Source organism: Dongia sp. agr-C8 (assembly GCF_054658695.1).
In genome coordinates, this window is the sequence record NZ_BAAGHZ010000003.1 from 269,466 (window position 1) to 284,875 (window position 15,410).

The window sequence follows — 15,410 nt, forward strand, 5'->3', positions numbered from 1 at the left end:
CTACTCCGCCTGACGATCCGCGTTGCGCGCGGCGCGGCGCTCGGCGTCTTCCTTGGCGATCTGGTCGCTGATGTCGGCGCCGGTCGCCTGATCGACCACCTTCATCGAGAGCTTCACCTTGCCGCGGTCATCCATGCCGATGACCTTCACCTTCACCGCCTGGCCGACCTGCACGACGTCGCCGACCTGCTTCACCCGCTGCGGCGCGAGCTCGGAGATGTGCACCAGGCCGTCGCGGCTGCCCAGGAAGTTCACGAAGGCGCCGAAGTCCATGATCTTCACGACCTTGCCGTCGTAGATCACGCCCTGCTCCGGCTCGGCCACGATCCCCTTGATCCAGTTGATCGCCTTCTCGGCGGCGGCGGCATCGACCGCCGCGACCTTGATCGTGCCATCGTCCTCGATGTCGATCTTGGCGCCGGTCATCTCGGTGATCTCGCGGATCACCTTGCCGCCGGTGCCGATCACTTCGCGGATCTTGTCCTTCGGGATGTTGATGACGGTGATGCGCGGCGCGTTCTGGTTCACGCTGTCGCGCGCGCCGGTCAAGGCTTTCGCCATCTCGCCCAGGATGTGGAGCCGGCCGCCCTTGGCCTGCTCCAGCGCGATCTTCATGATCTCGGCGGTGATGGACGTGATCTTGATGTCCATCTGCAGGGCGGTGATGCCCTGGTCGGTGCCGGCCACCTTGAAGTCCATGTCGCCGAGGTGATCCTCGTCGCCCAGGATGTCCGAGAGGACGGCGAAGCGCTCGCCTTCCTTGATCAGGCCCATGGCGATGCCCGCCACCGGACGCTTCAGCGGAACGCCCGCGTCCATCAGCGAGAGCGAGGTGCCGCAAACCGTTGCCATCGAGCTGGAGCCGTTGGATTCGGTGATCTCCGAGACGACGCGGAGCGTGTAGGGGAAGTCGTCGCCCACGGGGAGCATCGGGCGCACGGCGCGCCAGGCGAGCTTGCCATGGCCGATCTCGCGGCGGCCCGGCGAGCCCATGCGGCCGGCTTCGCCGGTCGAATAGGGCGGAAAGTTGTAGTGCAGCATGAACTTCTCGCGGTACTCGCCCGCGAGCGCGTCGATGATCTGCTCATCCTGGCCGGTGCCGAGGGTGGCAACGACGAGGGCCTGCGTCTCGCCGCGGGTGAACAGCGCCGAGCCGTGGGCGCGCGGCAGCACGCCGACTTCCGAGACGATCGGGCGCACGGTCTTCAGGTCGCGGCCGTCGATCCGGCTCGAGGTGTCGAGGATGTTGCCGCGGACGATGTCCTTCTCGAGCTCCTTGAAGAGCTTGCCGACCAGCTCGGCCTTCTTCTCGTCGGTGCCGATCGCTTCCTTGGCCTTGGTCTTGACGTCGGCCACCTGATTGGTGCGGTCCTGCTTCGCGGTGACCTTGTAGGCGGCGGCGAGCGGCGCGGAGAACTGCGCCTTCAACGCGCTGTAGACTTCCTCGGCGGCGGGGTCCTTGTCGGCAAGGGCCCAGGGCTCCTTCGCCGCCTGCTCGGCCAGCTCGATGATCGCGTTGATCACCGGCTGGAACTGCTGGTGGCCGAAGTTGACGGCGCCCAGCATGACGTCCTCGGAAAGCTCCTGCGCCTCGGATTCGACCATCAGCACGCCCTCGGCAGTGCCGGCGACGACGAGGTCGAGCTTCGATTCCGGCAGGTCGCTGAGCTTCGGGTTCAGCACGTACTCGCCGTTGATGTAGCCGACGCGCGCGGCGCCGATCGGGCCCATGAAGGGGATGCCGGAGAGCGTCAGCGCGGCGGAAGCGCCGACCAGCGCGACGATGTCCGGATCGTTCTCCATGTCGTGGGAGAGGGTGGTGCAGACCACCTGGGTCTCATGGCGATAGGCGGCGTGGAACAGCGGGCGGATCGGGCGATCGATCAGGCGCGAGGTGAGAATCTCCTTCTCGGACGGGCGGCCTTCGCGCTTGAAGAAGCCGCCGGGGATCTTGCCCGCGGCGAAGGTCTTCTCCTGGTAGTTGACGGTCAGCGGGAAGAAGTCCACGCCCGGCTTCGGCGCCTTGGCGCCGACCGCGGTGCAGAGCACCACGGTATCGCCATAGGTGGCGAGCACGGCGCCATCGGCCTGGCGCGCGATGCGGCCGGTCTCGAGCACCAGCTTGCGGCCACCCCAGTTGAGTTCTTTCCGGAAAATCTTGAACATTCGTTGAGTCCTTTCAGACTCCCGACCCATCCAGATTGATCGGCGGGAGTTTCATACAGCGTTGCGACCGATGCGACGCCGGACCCGCGGAAGCAACGCTGCTCAAGTTTTGTGATGCGTTGCTTGCGTCGGCCCGGCCCCGAAAGATCCCGCTTGCCGGTCGCGGTAATTGGGCGGGATCCTGAATGCGACAATCCCGCCCCTTTGCAGGGACGGGATTGCTGGTGTCGTTAGCGGCGCAGGCCGAGACGGCTGATGATCTCGGTGTAGCGCGCGTTGTTCTTCTTCTTGAGATAGTCGAGCAGGCGACGGCGCTGTCCGACCATGACCAGCAGGCCGCGGCGGGAATGGAAATCCTTCTCGTGGCCCTGCAGGTGTTCCGTCAGATTCTTGATCCGCTCGGAGAGGATCGCGATCTGAACTTCAGGGGAGCCGGTGTCGTTGGCGCCCTTGGCGTATTCCTTGATGACTTCCGATTTCCGCTCTGCGGTAATCGACATCGGGTTTCTCCTTTCGAGAAATCTAAAGGTTCATCACGCGCACCGGGACGAGCTCGCCTGCTTCGAAACGGGTCAAAGCAACCAGCCTGCCTTCCGACATGGCGCAAACCATGTCGCCCGGGGCAAATCCCCGGATACGGTCGCGGTCTAGACGGTGGAGAAGCCCAACCGGTTGTCCGGACCGAAGGCGTATCGCCTCGGTGGCCGTCAAGGCCAGCGCCGGGATGTCGTCCAGCGCGGTCTCGATCGGCAAAACGTGCTTAAAAGCGGCGGGACTATGTCCCAAAGCCTTCAGGGGGTCCAGCGAAATCGCCCCCGCCTCGGTGAAGGGCCCGACCCCCGTCCGGCGCAGAGCTGAGACGTGACCGACCGAGCCCAAGGCCAGCGCGATATCCCGGGCTAAGGCCCTCATATAAGTGCCTTTTCCGCACTTTACCGCGAAGGTCGCATGGTCCGGGTCGGGCCGTTCTACGAGGGTCAGATCGTGGATTTCCACGGTCCGGGGCGCGAGCTCCACCACCTCCCCGTCCCGGGCCAGGTCATAGGCCCGCTCGCCCTGGACCTTGATGGCCGAGAAGGCCGGTGGGACCTGGGTGACCGAGCCGGTGAACCGCGGCAGGACCGCCCGGATCTCGTCGTCGGTCGGCCGGTGGTCGGAACGGGCGGTCACCTCGCCCTCGCCGTCATCGGTCGAGCGAGCTTCGCCGAATCTCAGAGTAAAACGGTAGGACTTTTCCCCGTCCATGACGAAGGACATGGTCTTGGTGGCTTCGCCGAGTGCAATCGGCAGCACGCCGCTCGCCAGCGGGTCGAGGGTGCCGCCGTGGCCGGCCTTCTGGGCATCGAACAGCCGCTTCACCGCCCCCACCGCCGCGGTCGAGGTGATGCCGACCGGCTTGTCGAGGATCACCCAGCCATCGACCTTCTGGCCCTTCTTGCGCCGGGCCATCAGTGTTCTTCTTCGTCGTTCCGGCGGTGTTTCGCACCCCCACCCCGGCCCGCCCCCGATTCGGGGGCGGGAGAAGAATCCCCCTCCCCCGAATCGGGGGAGGGTTGGGGTGGGGGTGTGTCTGTTTCGGCAGTATCGTCGTCTTCGAGCTCGAACTCATCGTCGTCGCCATCGGGCGCGAGGTCGCGGGCGACGGCGGGGTCGTGCAATACGGCTTCGATCCGGCTCGCCTCGTCGAAGCTCTCGTCGAGCTTGAAGCGGATGGTCGGCGAGAACTGCAGCCGCACTTCCTTGGCCAGCATCCCGCGGAAATAGCCGGCGGCGCGATTGAGCGCCTTGATCAGCGGCCCGGCGTCATAGCCCTCGACCGTGGCGCCCAGCGGCACCACGAAGGCGGTCGCGTTGCGGAGATCGGGGCTGATCCGGACCTCGGTCACGGTGACGCTCTTGCCGTAGAGATCGGGATCGTCGAGCCGATCCATCTCGAAGGTCAGGATATGCGACAGCGCATGGCGAATCTCTTCGCCGACCCGCAAGGGGCGCTGTCCGGTAGGGGTGGAGGATTTCTTCTTTCTGGGCATTTCCGCGCTGCAATTGCCCGGATCGCTCCCCGAGTCAAGCGCCCCGCGCGGAATACCAGGCCAGCGCCTGCGCCTCCGCCTGGTCGATCCAGGGCTGCTTCTCGGCGCCGTAGGCATGGGAATCGCCGGGATGCAGGTCCCGCGCGCGGCGCTTCACCGCGGCATAGGCGGCGGCCGCGCCCGGATGGGCGCGCAGATAGTCCCGAAAGGCGAGATGGCGGCGCGCCGCCGGCGACCCCATGGTGAAGAAATGGAGCTGCGCCACGCGGCGATCCCCGATCTCCGCCGTGCAGTACCGGCGCCCGGGAATGCCGACTTCGCCATGCCAGCGATAGCCGAGCGCTTCGACCGCCCCGCGCTCCAGATCCAGCGCGGTGAGATCGCTGACCAGCGGCATGAGATCGATGATCGGCTTCGCGATCAACCCGGGCACCGCGGTCGAGCCGATGTGATGCACGGCGAGCAGCACCGGCTCCAGCACCCGCAGCCGCGCGATGCGCTCCATCGCCTGGCGCGGCCAGTCGGGATGATAGTCGACGAGACGGACCGGAAACGCGCTGAGCATCCGGCGATGCTACCGCTTTCCGATCGCTGCGCCCACCTTCGCGCGGCGCCGACCGTTACCGTAAAGTACTTCCGCGCGCCTCGGCGGCACCGGAGACTGCCCGCGGCCGTCGGTCGAACGGCAGGTCTCGATCTGTTAGGCCCCATAAGGGAGCTGGCGCGGCGATGCTGCATTGGCGGGAAACGGGCCGGATCATCGGGGCGGCGGCCATCGGCGCGCTGGCGCTGTTCTCGCTTGGCGCGGCCGCGCAGGCGCAGGCCACCGGCGCCCCCGAGTGGCCGGCGGTGCGGATTCCGGACCTTTCCCAGGTCTTCGTCCTGTTCTTCGTCATGCTGGGCCCGATCAAGATCATCGCGCCCTTTGCCGTGATGACCAAGGACGCGTCGGAGAGCGCCTGCCGCAAGCTTGCATTCCAAGCTTTCGGCGTCTCCAGCGCCACCGCCCTGATCGCCGCCGGCGCCGGGCGCGCGATCCTCAACAACTGGAACGTTTCCCTGGGCGCGCTCCTGATTGCCGGCGGGTTCATCCTGTTCCTGGTCGCGCTGCGGCAGGTGCTGCAGCAATACGCGCCCGCGACCGACACGGAATCCGCGCATCCCGCTGCGCCGACCGGCAGCGCCGCCATTCGCCTGGCATTCCCGACCATCGTGACGCCCTACGGCATCGCCACCTTGATCATCGTGCTCTCGATCAGCCCGAGCTTCCGCTACGTCGCCGGCGTCGGCGCCGCGTTGATCGGGGTGATGGCGCTCGATCTCCTCGCCATGCTGTATGCGCGCAGGATCCTCAAGGCGATCGGGACGATGCCGCTGCAAATCATTGGCACCGTCCTGAGCGTCATGCAGGTGGCGCTCGGCGTCCAGCTGATGCTGGGCGGCCTGCGCACGATCGGGCTGCTCGGGCCACTGCCCACGTGAACGCAGATCCTGTTCCCTGGGATTCCGCCAGGTTGACTCATGTCAATGATTCGGCCGCCGAACCCGGATGTCATTCCATTCCGGCATGCCCGAAGTCTCCTGACCGGCGCCGGCAAAGATCATGAGGAAGAAGATGAGCAGAGACCAGACGCTCTCTCGCACAAAAGACGGCGCGGTCCAGGCCGCCGCGGCGGCGGCAGGGTCTTCCGAAGTTCCGGGACCGGATCGACCCTCGGCCGCATTGCGCGCGGCGGGAAGGGCGCTCCGCGACAAGCTTCCCCGCCACGACCAAGGCGTCTTCAAGCGCGACAAGAAGGTCGACGCACTCGCCATCCTGCGCGCCGGCGACCAGGGTCGCGTGAAGCAGCTGCTCCCGATCCGCTACGGCCGCATGCTGCAATCGCCGTTCACCTTCTTCCGCGGCTCCGCCGCGGTGATGGCGGCGGACCTCGCCAGGACGCCCAGCACCGGAATCCATGTCCAGGCCTGCGGCGATTGCCATCTGATGAATTTCGGCGGCTTCGCCACGCCCGAGCGCAACATCCTGTTCGACATCAACGATTTCGACGAGACGGCGCAGGCGCCCTGGGAATGGGACCTCAAGCGCCTGACGACCTCCTTCATGCTGGCAGCGCGCAGCATCGGCCTGCCGGATGCCAAGGGACGCGACATCGCGACCAGCTGCGCGCGCAGCTATCGCAAGCATCTCGAGGCCTATTCGGAGATGAGCCCGCTCGATGTCTGGTATTCCCGCATCACGCTCGACGACCTGGTGGAGGCGGCGCCGGCGGCGCTCAGGAAGTCCCATGGGGCCGCGCTGCAGGGCCGGATCAAGAAAGCGACGGCCGACAATTCCTCGGAGCTGGTCTATCCCGAACTCGCCGGCATGGTCGGCGGCCAGATTCGGATCCATGATGCACCGCCGCTGATATTTCATCCCGACGACATGAGCGCGGACGAGTGGCATGCGCTCCTGGAGGCTGGCCTGCGCGACTATCAGAAGACGCTGGCCGAGGACCGGCGCATGCTGCTGGACCAGTACCGACTGGTGGACGGTGCCGTGAAGGTGGTCGGGATCGGCAGCGTCGGCACCAGGTGCCTGGTCATCTTGCTCATGTCGGCCAACAACGACCCGCTGTTCCTGCAATGGAAGGAGGCCGGGCAATCCGTGCTCGAGCCCTATGCGGGCAAGAGCGCTTACCCGCATCCCGGCCAACGCGTGGTCATGGGGCAGCGGCTGATGCAGCCGGCCACGGATGTGTTCATGGGATGGGCGACCGGGCGCGGCGGCAAGCGCGGCTACATGCGCCAGCTGCGGGATGTGAAGATCAAGCCGCTGGTGGAGACAATGGACGCAGCGGCCCTGTCCTTCTACGCGAAGATGTGCGGCTGGGTTCTGGCCCGCGCCCATACCAAGGCGAGCGCGCGGGAGCTGGAGATCGCCGGCTATCTGGGTGGTCAGGACAATTTCGACGCGGCGATGGGCCGGTTCGCCGTCGCCTATGCCGACCAGGCGGAGCGCGACCACGCCATGCTGAAGAAAGCCGTGCGCGCCGGAAAGATTGCGGTCCACACCGAGGCGTAGCCCGGGACGGCTACTTCCGGATCGGCCCCTTCGGCGTGAAGTGCCGCGGGAACAGCATGGCGAGATGCGCGAGCGCGGTCTTGCGGGTCTCGTTCAAGGTCATTGGCGTCGAAGTCGAGGTGAGCTCCATCCAGAGCCCGCCGCCCAGCGCATCGATGCTGCGCGCGCAGATCCGCGCGTCATGGCCCTGGTAGCGCCCTTCCTTGATCAGCGCCGCGCAGAGCTCGGTCATCAGCCGCAGGTATTCGACATTCCGCGCGCCGAACTCGGCGAGGTATTCGCGCCGCAGCCGCCCCTCGGCCCAGAACGCCTTCCAGGCCATGATCTTCTTCGGGGTGCAGATGCTGGTCGCGAACTCGGCATCGGCCAGCACCCACAGCTTCTCGGCGGCACTCGGCCCGCTCGCCGCCAGCGCCCGCTGCCAGTTGTCGTGATACTCGCGCGCCACCATGCGCTGCGCCTCCAGCAGCAGCAGGTCCTTGGTGCGGAAATGCGAAAGCACCAGTGCGGTCGAGATGCCGATCGCGCGCGCGACATGCCCGATCGTGATCTCGGCGAAGCCGGTCTCGGCCAGCACGTCGAGCGTCACCTCGAGGATCTGCCGGCGGCGGTCACTGCCCTTCGCGCGCCGGCGCGGCGGAATTGCCGCCGCCGTGCTCCGCAACTCCGCCGCCTTGCCGCGCTTTCGCTCCATCGCGCGCACCATCCCATCGCCGTTTGACAGTCTGATTGCTAATTGACCGATGAGTCAGCGTCAATCCCAGGAAATCTTCGTGGCGCTCGGGCAAAGCGGTCATTAATCAATTGAAATAATTGCCATTATTGAGATCCGCTGGGCGCGGTCCTGAGCCAGCCGGTCTTGCCGTAATTGACTCTCCAGTTATAAAATCACCGAAACGGCCAAACGGGGGACAGATCATGGGAAACGGGATCTCGATGCAGCGCGTGATCGCCGCGCTGGCGCAGGGGCGCATGACGCGGCGCGAGGTGGTGAAACTGCTGATGGCGTCGGGCGCGGCGGCGACGCTGCTGCCGGGGCTCGGGCGCGCCGAGGATGCGACGGTCGGCGGCATTCCGCTGGCGCGTCCCGACCAGCCGGTCACGCTTCCCACCTTCCAGAAGCCGATCGAGAGCGGCTTGAAGCCGGAGAGCGGCGGCGACTTCTTCATCTTCAACTACGATGAATATGTCGATCCGAAGCTGATGACCGACTTCGGCAAGAAATACGGCGTCAACGTCGTGCTGAACATCTTCGCCGACATCGACGAGGCGATCAGCAAGCTCGCCAACGGCACGGTCGAAGCCGACGTCACCGAGCTCACCAACAACCGCATCGCCCAGGCGGTCGCCGGCAAGCTGCTGCAGCCGATCAACCACGACTATATCCCGAACCTGAAGGCCAATGTCTGGCCTTCACTGCACAGCCCCTACTACGACCAGGGCTCGCAATACACCGTGCCCTACACGGTCTATTCCACCGGCCTCGGCTGGCGCGCCGATCTGGTCGCCGAGGACATCGCGGCCATGGACAATCCCTGGTCCATTCTCTGGCAGGCCGAGAAGTACAAGGGCCATGTCGGCATTCTCTCGGATTCGCGCGAGGCGATGGTGCTGCCGATGCTCTATCGCGGCAAGCTCGACGTGAACACCGAGGATCCCGCGGCCTACGCGGCGGCGCTCGAAGACCTGATGGCGCTGATCCCGATCTGCAACCCGAAGATCGTCTCGACCGGCTATCAGACCCTGCCCGACGGCAACACCTCCCTCCACCATATCTGGTCGGGGCAGATGCTGGCGGCGGCGATGTACAACGCGCCGGACGGCTTCGATACCCACAAGCTGAAATACTGGGCGGCGCCCAAGGGCAAGGTGCCCGTGCAGAACGACGTCTGGGCGGTCACCGCCCGGTCGAAGAAGCCGGTGCTGGCGCATCTCTGGCTCGACTTCCTGCTGGACAACGACAATGCCTATCAGAACTTTGTGGACTACAACGGCTATCAGCCGCCGATCACTTCAATCACCGCGGAACGCCTGATCGCGGCCAACCTGATTCCCGACACCCTGCACAGCGCGCTGCTCAGCGCCGACGACTTCGGCCCGGGGACGCTGCAGGAAGGCCAGCTCACGCCGACCGGCCAGAAGCTGGTGCAGGAGGCCTACGCAAAGTTCAGCTCGGGCGCCTGAGCCTCGCGCCGCCCACTCGCTCGAGCCGGTTGCGGCAGTGAGCGCAAAAAACAAGGAGGCCGGATGTCACCATCCGGCCTCCTGATCTCTCACTTCGTCATGCGCGGGTGACGATGTCAGCTTAAGCCAGCGCCCGGGCGACTTCTTCCATCTCGAAGCATTCGATGACGTCGCCTTTCTGGATGTTGTCGTAGTTCTCGAAGGCCATGCCGCATTCGAAGCCTTCCTTCACCTCGCGGACCTCGTCCTTGAAGCGGCGGAGGGTCTTGAGCGTGCCCTCGTGGATCACCACGTTGTCGCGCAGCAGGCGCACCTTGGCGCCGCGCTTGACCTGGCCTTCGGTCACCATGCAGCCGGCGACCTTGCCGACCTTGGTGATGTTGAAGATCTCGCGGATCTCGGCGTTGCCCAGGAACTGCTCGCGCAGCGTCGGCGCCAGCATGCCCGACAAGGCCGCCTTGGCGTCATCCACCACGTTGTAGATGATCGAGTAGTAGCGGATGTCGACATGGTCGCGCTTGGCCAGTTCGCGCGCCTGAGGATTCGCGCGGACGTTGAAGCCGATGATGAGGCCGGCCGATGCCCGCGCCAGCGTCACGTCGGATTCGTTGATGCCGCCGACGCCGGAATGCAGGATCCGCACCGCGACCTCGTCGGTCGAGAGGTTGTTGAGGCTGTTGACGATCGCCTCGACCGAGCCTTGGACGTCGGCCTTGATCACCACCGGCAGTTCCTTCGCCTCGCCGGTCGCGATCTTGGAGAACATCTCCTCGAGCGTGCCGCGAGCCCCCGCCGCCGCCTGCTTCTGGCGGAGCTGATGCTGGCGGAACTCGGTGATCTCGCGGGCGCGGGCCTCGGATTCCACCACCGAGAAGACGTCGCCGGCCTGCGGCGTGCCCTGGAGACCGAGCACCTCGACCGGGGTGGCGGGACCGGCGGTCTCGACGTTTGCGCCGCGCTCATCGAGCATGGCGCGGACGCGGCCCCATTCGGTGCCGGCGACGAAGATGTCACCGACATGGAGCGTGCCCTTCTGCACCAGCAGGGTGGCGACGGCACCACGGCCGCGCTCCAGCTTGGCCTCGATCACGGCGCCCTGGGCCATGCGGTCCGGGTTCGCCTTCAAGTCGAGGATTTCCGCCTGCAGCAGCAGGGTTTCCTCGAGCTTGTCGAGATTCATCTTGGTCTTGGCCGAGACTTCGACGGTCAGCACGTCGCCGCCCAGCTCTTCGGTCACCAGCTCGTGGTTCAGGAGCTCCTGGCGGACCTTCTGCGCATTGGCGTCCGGCTTGTCCATCTTGTTGATGGCGACCAGGATCGGCACTTCCGCGGCCTTGGCATGGCGGATCGCCTCGACGGTCTGCGGCATGATGCCATCATCGCCGGCAACCACCAGCACGACGATGTCGGTGACATTGGCGCCGCGGGCGCGCATCTCGGTGAAGGCCGCGTGGCCGGGGGTATCGATGAAGGTGATCTTCTTCCCCGACGGGGTCGTCACCTGATAGGCGCCGATATGCTGGGTGATGCCGCCCGCCTCGTGGGCCGCGACATCGGCCTGGCGGATCGCGTCCAGCAGCGAGGTCTTGCCGTGATCGACATGGCCCATGATGGTGACGACCGGCGGCCGCGGCTGCATATGCTCCGGCGCGTCCTCTTCACCCTCGACACCGACTTCGACGTCGGCCGCCGAGACCCGGCGCATGCGATGACCGAACTCGCTGATCACCAGTTCCGCGGTGTCGGCATCGATAGTCTGGTTGATCGTCGCCATTACGCCCATTTTCATCAGTGCTTTGATCACGTCGCCGCCGCGCTCCGCCATGCGGTTCGCCAGCTCCTGGACGGTGATCGCTTCCGGCACGATGACGTCGCGCACGACCTTCAAGGCCGCGCCCTGATCCTGCATCAGCGCGCGCTTCTCCTTCTCGGTGCGGCGGCGGAAAGCCGCCACCGAGCGCGTGCGCTCCGAGGTCTCGGCGTCGAGCGCCTGGACGACGGTCAGCTTGGCGCCGCGACGGCGCTCGTCGCCGCGGGTGCGGGTCGGCGCGGGCTTCGGGGCCACGGCGGGACGACCCGGCCCGGCGACGCGGCGACGCGGCGCGTCGTCCGCTTCCTCGGTCGCCTGCTTGGCCATCGCCTTGTTGAGATGCATCTTGCCGACATGGGCATGGGCACCCGCATCGGCGGTCTTCTCGGCGCGCGCGGCCGTCACCGCCGCGGCCTGCGCCTGGGTCTCGCGCGCCACCTTGGTGGCTTCCTCGGCGGCCTTCCGCTCTTCCTCTTCGCGGCGGCGCTTGTCGACTTCGGCCTTCTCGCGCTCGGACCTTTCGGCGGCGCGCTTGGCCTCTTCTTCCTCGAACTGCTTGCGGACGTCCTCGTCGCGCTTGGCCTGCTCGAGCGCCTTGGTGCGGGCGACCCGCTCATGCTCGGTCAGGGTGTGATGCGGGCGATCGTCGACCTCCGGGGCCGGCGGCGGGGTGGTAAGGCCCAGCTTCGCCTCGGCCTCGTGCGGAACCTCGGTCATCTTGCCGCCGGCGCCCTGGGTGTAGGTGCGCTTCTTCTTCAGCTCGACCGTGACCGTCTTGGTGCGGCCATGCGGAAAGCTCTGGCGAACCTGGCCGCCATCGACCGTCTTCTTCAGCTCCAGCTTGCCCGGCGAGGACAGCTTGAGCGGTTTCCGGGTCGGGGCTTCGGTTTCGTTGCTCATCGTTGCTTCAGTTCCAGTTCCGCTTGGTCGCTTCGTTTACTCGGTTCGAGGCTGAGCCGATGCGTGGCCCGCACCGGCAACCCCGTCGTCAGAGAGTCCTTGTTGGCGCCGCAGCACCATCTTGAGGCGGTTGGCTAAGCCGCCCGGCGCAACCGCGACATGCACCGCGTGGTCCCGCCCGATGGCCCGGCCGAGCTGCTCGGCTGTCAGCGGCGACCATATCTCTACCCCAGGAAGGGTGTGTCGCGCCAGCTTTGCGCGCCCATCCGCCCCGGCATCCTTGGCTTCGATCAGCAAAACCGCCTTGCCGGTGCGCAAAGCGACATCGACCTTTTCGAAACCGGTCACCAAACTGCCACTTCGCCGGGCCAGGCCCAGCAGATCGACGACCTGCCGGTCGATGAGGCCCGCCACCCGGTCCACCAGATCGGGATCCGGCCTGACCGGTGCCCGCATCGCCTTGGCGAAGGCGTTCTTCTTGACCGCCTCGGCCAGGACCTTGCGGCTGGCGGTGACCCAATAACCCCGGCCGGGAAGATTTTCCGAAAGGTCCGGCACGATCGCATTGTCGGGCCCGAGCACGAAACGGATCAGCTGGTCCTTCTCCAGGGCCTGCCGGGTCACGATGCAGCTCCGCTCGGGCATGGAACGGCCGTCCGCATCGCCTTGCGGCGCCGCGTCTTCCCCGTCCAGGACCGTGGTCATCGCTGCTTCCATGCCGTTCCTTAGGCCTTCTTCTCGTCCTCAAACCAATGGGCGCGGGCGGCCATGATGATGGCGTTGGCGTCCTCGGTCGAAACCTCGAAATCCTTGAGGATTCCGTCCTTCTCGTCGTTGAGTTCGTCGGCGGCGAGGTCGGCGAGGTCGTCCAGCGACTTGATACCCTTCTCGCCCAGCGCGACCAGCATGGCCGGGGTCAGGCCCTCGATGGCGGCGACATCATCGGCAACGCCGAGCTCGCGGCGGCGCGCGTTCATGCGCTCGGCCTCGGCCTCGATCCAGGCCAGGGCCCGGGTCTTCAGCTCGGAGGCGACGTCCTCGTCGAAGCCCTCGATGCCGGCCAGATCCTCGGTCGGCACGAAGGCGACTTCTTCGATGGAGGTGAACCCTTCGGTCACCAGCAATTGGGCAATGACGTCATCGACATCAAGGGCGTCCATGAACATCTGCGAACGGGTCTTGAACTCTTCCTGACGCCGCTTGCTCTCCTGCTCTTCGGTCAGGATGTCGATGTCGAAGCCGGTGAGCTGCGACGCCAGGCGCACGTTCTGGCCGCGGCGGCCGATCGCGAGCGACAGCTGCTCGTCAGGAACGACGACCTCGATACGGCCCGAATCCTCGTCGAGCACGACCTTGGCGACTTCGGCCGGCGCCAGCGCGTTGACCACGAAGGTCGCCGGATCCGGCGACCAGGGAATGATGTCGATCTTCTCGCCCTGGAGCTCCTGGACCACGGCCTGGACGCGGCTGCCGCGCATTCCGACGCAGGCGCCCACCGGATCGATGCCGCTGTCATGGGAGATGACGGCGATCTTGGCGCGGCTGCCCGGGTCGCGGGCGACGGCCTTGATCTCGATGATGCCGTCATAGATCTCCGGCACTTCCTGCGCGAACAGCTTCGCCATGAAATCGGGATGGGTGCGGGAGAGGAAGATCTGCGGGCCGCGCGGCTCCTCGCGGACGTCGAGGATCAGGGCGCGGACGCGATCGCCGTTGCGGAAGGTCTCGCGCGGCAGCAGCTCGTCCCGGCGCAGCATGGCCTCGCCACGCCCGAGGTCCACGGTCACGTTGCCGAACTCGACGCGCTTCACCAGGCCGTTGATGATCTCGCCCTTGCGGTCCTTGAACTCCTCGAACTGGCGCTTGCGCTCGCTCTCGCGGACCTTCTGGACGATGACCTGTTTCGCGGTCTGGGCGGCGATGCGGCCGAAATCGATCGGCGGCAGCTCGTCGATGATGAAGTCGCCGACCTTCAGGCTGGCGTCGCGGCGGTGCGCGGCCTTCAAGGGGATCTGGGTCGCCTCGTTCTCGACGACCGTATCGACCACTTCCTGCACGCGGGTCAGCTTGATCTCACCGGTCTTGCGGTCGATCGCCGCCCGGATGTCGTGCTCATGGCCATACTTGGAGCGGCCGGCCTTCTGGATTGCCTGCTCCATCGCAATCAGCACTTCGTCGCGGTCGATGCTCTTCTCGCGGGCGACCGCGTCGGCGACCTGCAGCAGCTCCATCCGGGGGATGGCGATCGTGGTGTCCATGGCCATGGCTTCTTCTCTCTAACCTCGGTCTCTCAATTCAGGTTTTCTGGTTCGTCGTTGGCGCCACCGTCATTCGCCTCATGCGCGGCAATGAGATCGTCGGTCAGCACCAGCTTGGCTTTTTCGATTTCTTCCAGCGGCAGCGCGAGCGCCGCGCCTTCCACTTCGATCTTCACGCTCTGCGCTTCCAGGCCCAGCAGCTTGCCCTTGAAGCGCTTGCGGCCGTCGATCGGTGCCCTGGTCTCGAGCTTCGCCTCGAAGCCGGCAAAGCGCGCGTAATCCTTGGGCCGCGTCAGCGGCCGGTCGATGCCCGGCGAGGAGACTTCCAGCGAATAGGCGCCCTCGATCGGGTCCTCGACATCCATGACCGCGGAGATCGCCCGCGACAGATGCGTGCAATCGTCGAGCGACATGTTGAGCCCATCCTTGCGCTCCGCCATGACCTGCAGGGTCTTGCGGTGCCCGCCGGAGACGGTGAGGCGCACGAGCTCGTAGCCCATGCCTTCCACAGTCGGCGTGATGATGCGTTCGATCTCCTGGCTCAGCGCCATGCTTCTCTGTCAGTCCGTGTCGCTATTCCTCAGGCGCCGCATGAGAAGCGGGCAATAAAAAAGGCGGGCCGTTGGCCCACCCTTATCTGGATCTCATAACGACCCTGGGATTTGCCGGGAATATAGGCTTTTCCAGCGGCGAGGCAAGCGCGAAGTCAGGATCGTCGCCCGGGAAGGTTGCCTGCGCGCGCGGGTGCCGCCTTGCATTGACGGCGTCACCCGTCCGGAGAGGAAAAAAGATCCTAAACCATTGATATTATTGATAAGATGGCAAGAGAGCCGGAGCGGCGATACGGCATTTCGTACATGCGCTGTCTATGCAACCGGCGATGGCCGAGGCGGGCGCAGCGAGAGCGCAAAATGGAAATGTACTCTTTTTGTTCCAGTCGGTCAATCTGTCCTGGCCAGGGGCGCCCATCACAAGCGCTGCGATATTCCGAAATC

At 65.9% G+C, this 15,410-nt stretch carries 13 protein-coding genes; 3 read left to right on the top strand and 10 right to left on the bottom strand.

Annotated elements, in window-relative coordinates; translation table 11 throughout:
* From pnp to ACYQ4T_RS15500, 5 genes are all read right to left on the bottom strand, one after another.
* Complete coding sequence (gene pnp, locus ACYQ4T_RS15480; protein WP_459855807.1) at nt 1-2,166, bottom strand: polyribonucleotide nucleotidyltransferase; 2,166 nt, start codon at nt 2,164-2,166, stop codon at nt 1-3.
* A gap of 230 nt (nt 2,167-2,396) precedes the next feature.
* Nucleotides 2,397-2,666, bottom strand: coding sequence for a 30S ribosomal protein S15 (gene rpsO, locus ACYQ4T_RS15485; RefSeq protein ID WP_459855809.1), 270 nt, complete (start codon nt 2,664-2,666; stop codon nt 2,397-2,399).
* A gap of 22 nt (nt 2,667-2,688) precedes the next feature.
* Nucleotides 2,689-3,615, bottom strand: coding sequence for a tRNA pseudouridine(55) synthase TruB (gene truB, locus ACYQ4T_RS15490; protein WP_459855812.1), 927 nt, complete (start codon nt 3,613-3,615; stop codon nt 2,689-2,691).
* The gene (gene rbfA, locus ACYQ4T_RS15495; RefSeq protein ID WP_459855814.1) at nt 3,615-4,196 is read right to left on the bottom strand and encodes a 30S ribosome-binding factor RbfA; all 582 of its coding nucleotides are present in this window, start codon (nt 4,194-4,196) and stop codon (nt 3,615-3,617) included. Before rbfA ends, truB begins: the two co-directional genes overlap by 1 nt.
* Before the next feature lie 34 nt (nt 4,197-4,230).
* Nucleotides 4,231-4,761 (bottom strand): GrpB family protein, encoded by a 531-nt coding sequence (locus tag ACYQ4T_RS15500; protein ID WP_459855816.1) that lies wholly within the window; start codon nt 4,759-4,761, stop codon nt 4,231-4,233.
* Nucleotides 4,762-4,925: 164 nt separating this feature from the next.
* On the opposite strand from ACYQ4T_RS15500, the gene ACYQ4T_RS15505 reads away from it, so the two are divergent.
* Both ACYQ4T_RS15505 and ACYQ4T_RS15510 read left to right on the top strand, forming a co-directional pair.
* Nucleotides 4,926-5,678, top strand: coding sequence for a MarC family protein (locus tag ACYQ4T_RS15505; protein WP_459855818.1), 753 nt, complete (start codon nt 4,926-4,928; stop codon nt 5,676-5,678).
* Between the two features lie 133 nt (nt 5,679-5,811).
* The gene (locus ACYQ4T_RS15510; protein ID WP_459855820.1) at nt 5,812-7,263 is read left to right on the top strand and encodes a DUF2252 domain-containing protein; all 1,452 of its coding nucleotides are present in this window, start codon (nt 5,812-5,814) and stop codon (nt 7,261-7,263) included.
* Nucleotides 7,264-7,273: 10 nt separating this feature from the next.
* Here ACYQ4T_RS15510 and ACYQ4T_RS15515 read toward each other — a convergent pair whose 3' ends face one another.
* Complete coding sequence (locus tag ACYQ4T_RS15515; RefSeq protein ID WP_459855822.1) at nt 7,274-7,957, bottom strand: TetR family transcriptional regulator C-terminal domain-containing protein; 684 nt, start codon at nt 7,955-7,957, stop codon at nt 7,274-7,276.
* 224 nt (nt 7,958-8,181) lie between these two features.
* Between ACYQ4T_RS15515 and ACYQ4T_RS15520 the strand changes: the two genes are divergently transcribed.
* On the top strand, nt 8,182-9,447 hold the full coding sequence (locus ACYQ4T_RS15520) for a polyamine ABC transporter substrate-binding protein (RefSeq protein ID WP_459855824.1): 1,266 nt from the start codon (nt 8,182-8,184) through the stop codon (nt 9,445-9,447).
* Nucleotides 9,448-9,568: 121 nt separating this feature from the next.
* Here the strand turns inward: ACYQ4T_RS15520 and infB are convergent, their stop codons facing one another.
* Genes infB through rimP form a run of 4 tightly spaced genes read right to left on the bottom strand, consistent with a single transcriptional unit; the run spans nt 9,569 to nt 14,966 of the window.
* Nucleotides 9,569-12,157: a translation initiation factor IF-2 gene (gene infB / locus ACYQ4T_RS15525; RefSeq protein ID WP_459855826.1), complete on the bottom strand. Its 2,589-nt coding sequence runs from the start codon at nt 12,155-12,157 to the stop codon at nt 9,569-9,571.
* A 36-nt stretch (nt 12,158-12,193) separates the two neighbouring features.
* Nucleotides 12,194-12,862 (bottom strand): RNA-binding protein, encoded by a 669-nt coding sequence (locus ACYQ4T_RS15530; protein WP_459855828.1) that lies wholly within the window; start codon nt 12,860-12,862, stop codon nt 12,194-12,196.
* Nucleotides 12,863-12,882: 20 nt separating this feature from the next.
* Entirely contained in the window at nt 12,883-14,388 is a 1,506-nt protein-coding gene (nusA, locus tag ACYQ4T_RS15535) for a transcription termination factor NusA (RefSeq protein WP_459858020.1), read from the bottom strand.
* A gap of 59 nt (nt 14,389-14,447) precedes the next feature.
* Nucleotides 14,448-14,966: a ribosome maturation factor RimP gene (gene rimP / locus ACYQ4T_RS15540; RefSeq protein ID WP_459855830.1), complete on the bottom strand. Its 519-nt coding sequence runs from the start codon at nt 14,964-14,966 to the stop codon at nt 14,448-14,450.
* Between the last annotated feature and the right edge of the window lie 444 nt (nt 14,967-15,410).

Bases quoted from the DNA above. Each gene is read 5' to 3' on its own strand.
- rimP (WP_459855830.1), bottom strand. From the start codon at position 14,966: ATGGCGCTGAGCCAGGAGATCGAACGCATCATCACGCCGACTGTGGAA.
- ACYQ4T_RS15515 (WP_459855822.1), bottom strand. From the start codon at position 7,957: ATGGAGCGAAAGCGCGGCAAGGCGGCGGAGTTGCGGAGCACGGCGGCG.
- truB (WP_459855812.1), bottom strand. From the start codon at position 3,615: ATGGCCCGGCGCAAGAAGGGCCAGAAGGTCGATGGCTGGGTGATCCTC.
- infB (WP_459855826.1), bottom strand. From the start codon at position 12,157: ATGAGCAACGAAACCGAAGCCCCGACCCGGAAACCGCTCAAGCTGTCC.
- ACYQ4T_RS15510 (WP_459855820.1), top strand. From the start codon at position 5,812: ATGAGCAGAGACCAGACGCTCTCTCGCACAAAAGACGGCGCGGTCCAG.
- ACYQ4T_RS15530 (WP_459855828.1), bottom strand. From the start codon at position 12,862: ATGACCACGGTCCTGGACGGGGAAGACGCGGCGCCGCAAGGCGATGCG.
- rbfA (WP_459855814.1), bottom strand. From the start codon at position 4,196: ATGCCCAGAAAGAAGAAATCCTCCACCCCTACCGGACAGCGCCCCTTG.
- ACYQ4T_RS15505 (WP_459855818.1), top strand. From the start codon at position 4,926: ATGCTGCATTGGCGGGAAACGGGCCGGATCATCGGGGCGGCGGCCATC.
- ACYQ4T_RS15500 (WP_459855816.1), bottom strand. From the start codon at position 4,761: ATGCTCAGCGCGTTTCCGGTCCGTCTCGTCGACTATCATCCCGACTGG.
- ACYQ4T_RS15520 (WP_459855824.1), top strand. From the start codon at position 8,182: ATGGGAAACGGGATCTCGATGCAGCGCGTGATCGCCGCGCTGGCGCAG.
- nusA (WP_459858020.1), bottom strand. From the start codon at position 14,388: ATGGAGCTGCTGCAGGTCGCCGACGCGGTCGCCCGCGAGAAGAGCATC.
- pnp (WP_459855807.1), bottom strand. From the start codon at position 2,166: ATGTTCAAGATTTTCCGGAAAGAACTCAACTGGGGTGGCCGCAAGCTG.
- rpsO (WP_459855809.1), bottom strand. From the start codon at position 2,666: ATGTCGATTACCGCAGAGCGGAAATCGGAAGTCATCAAGGAATACGCC.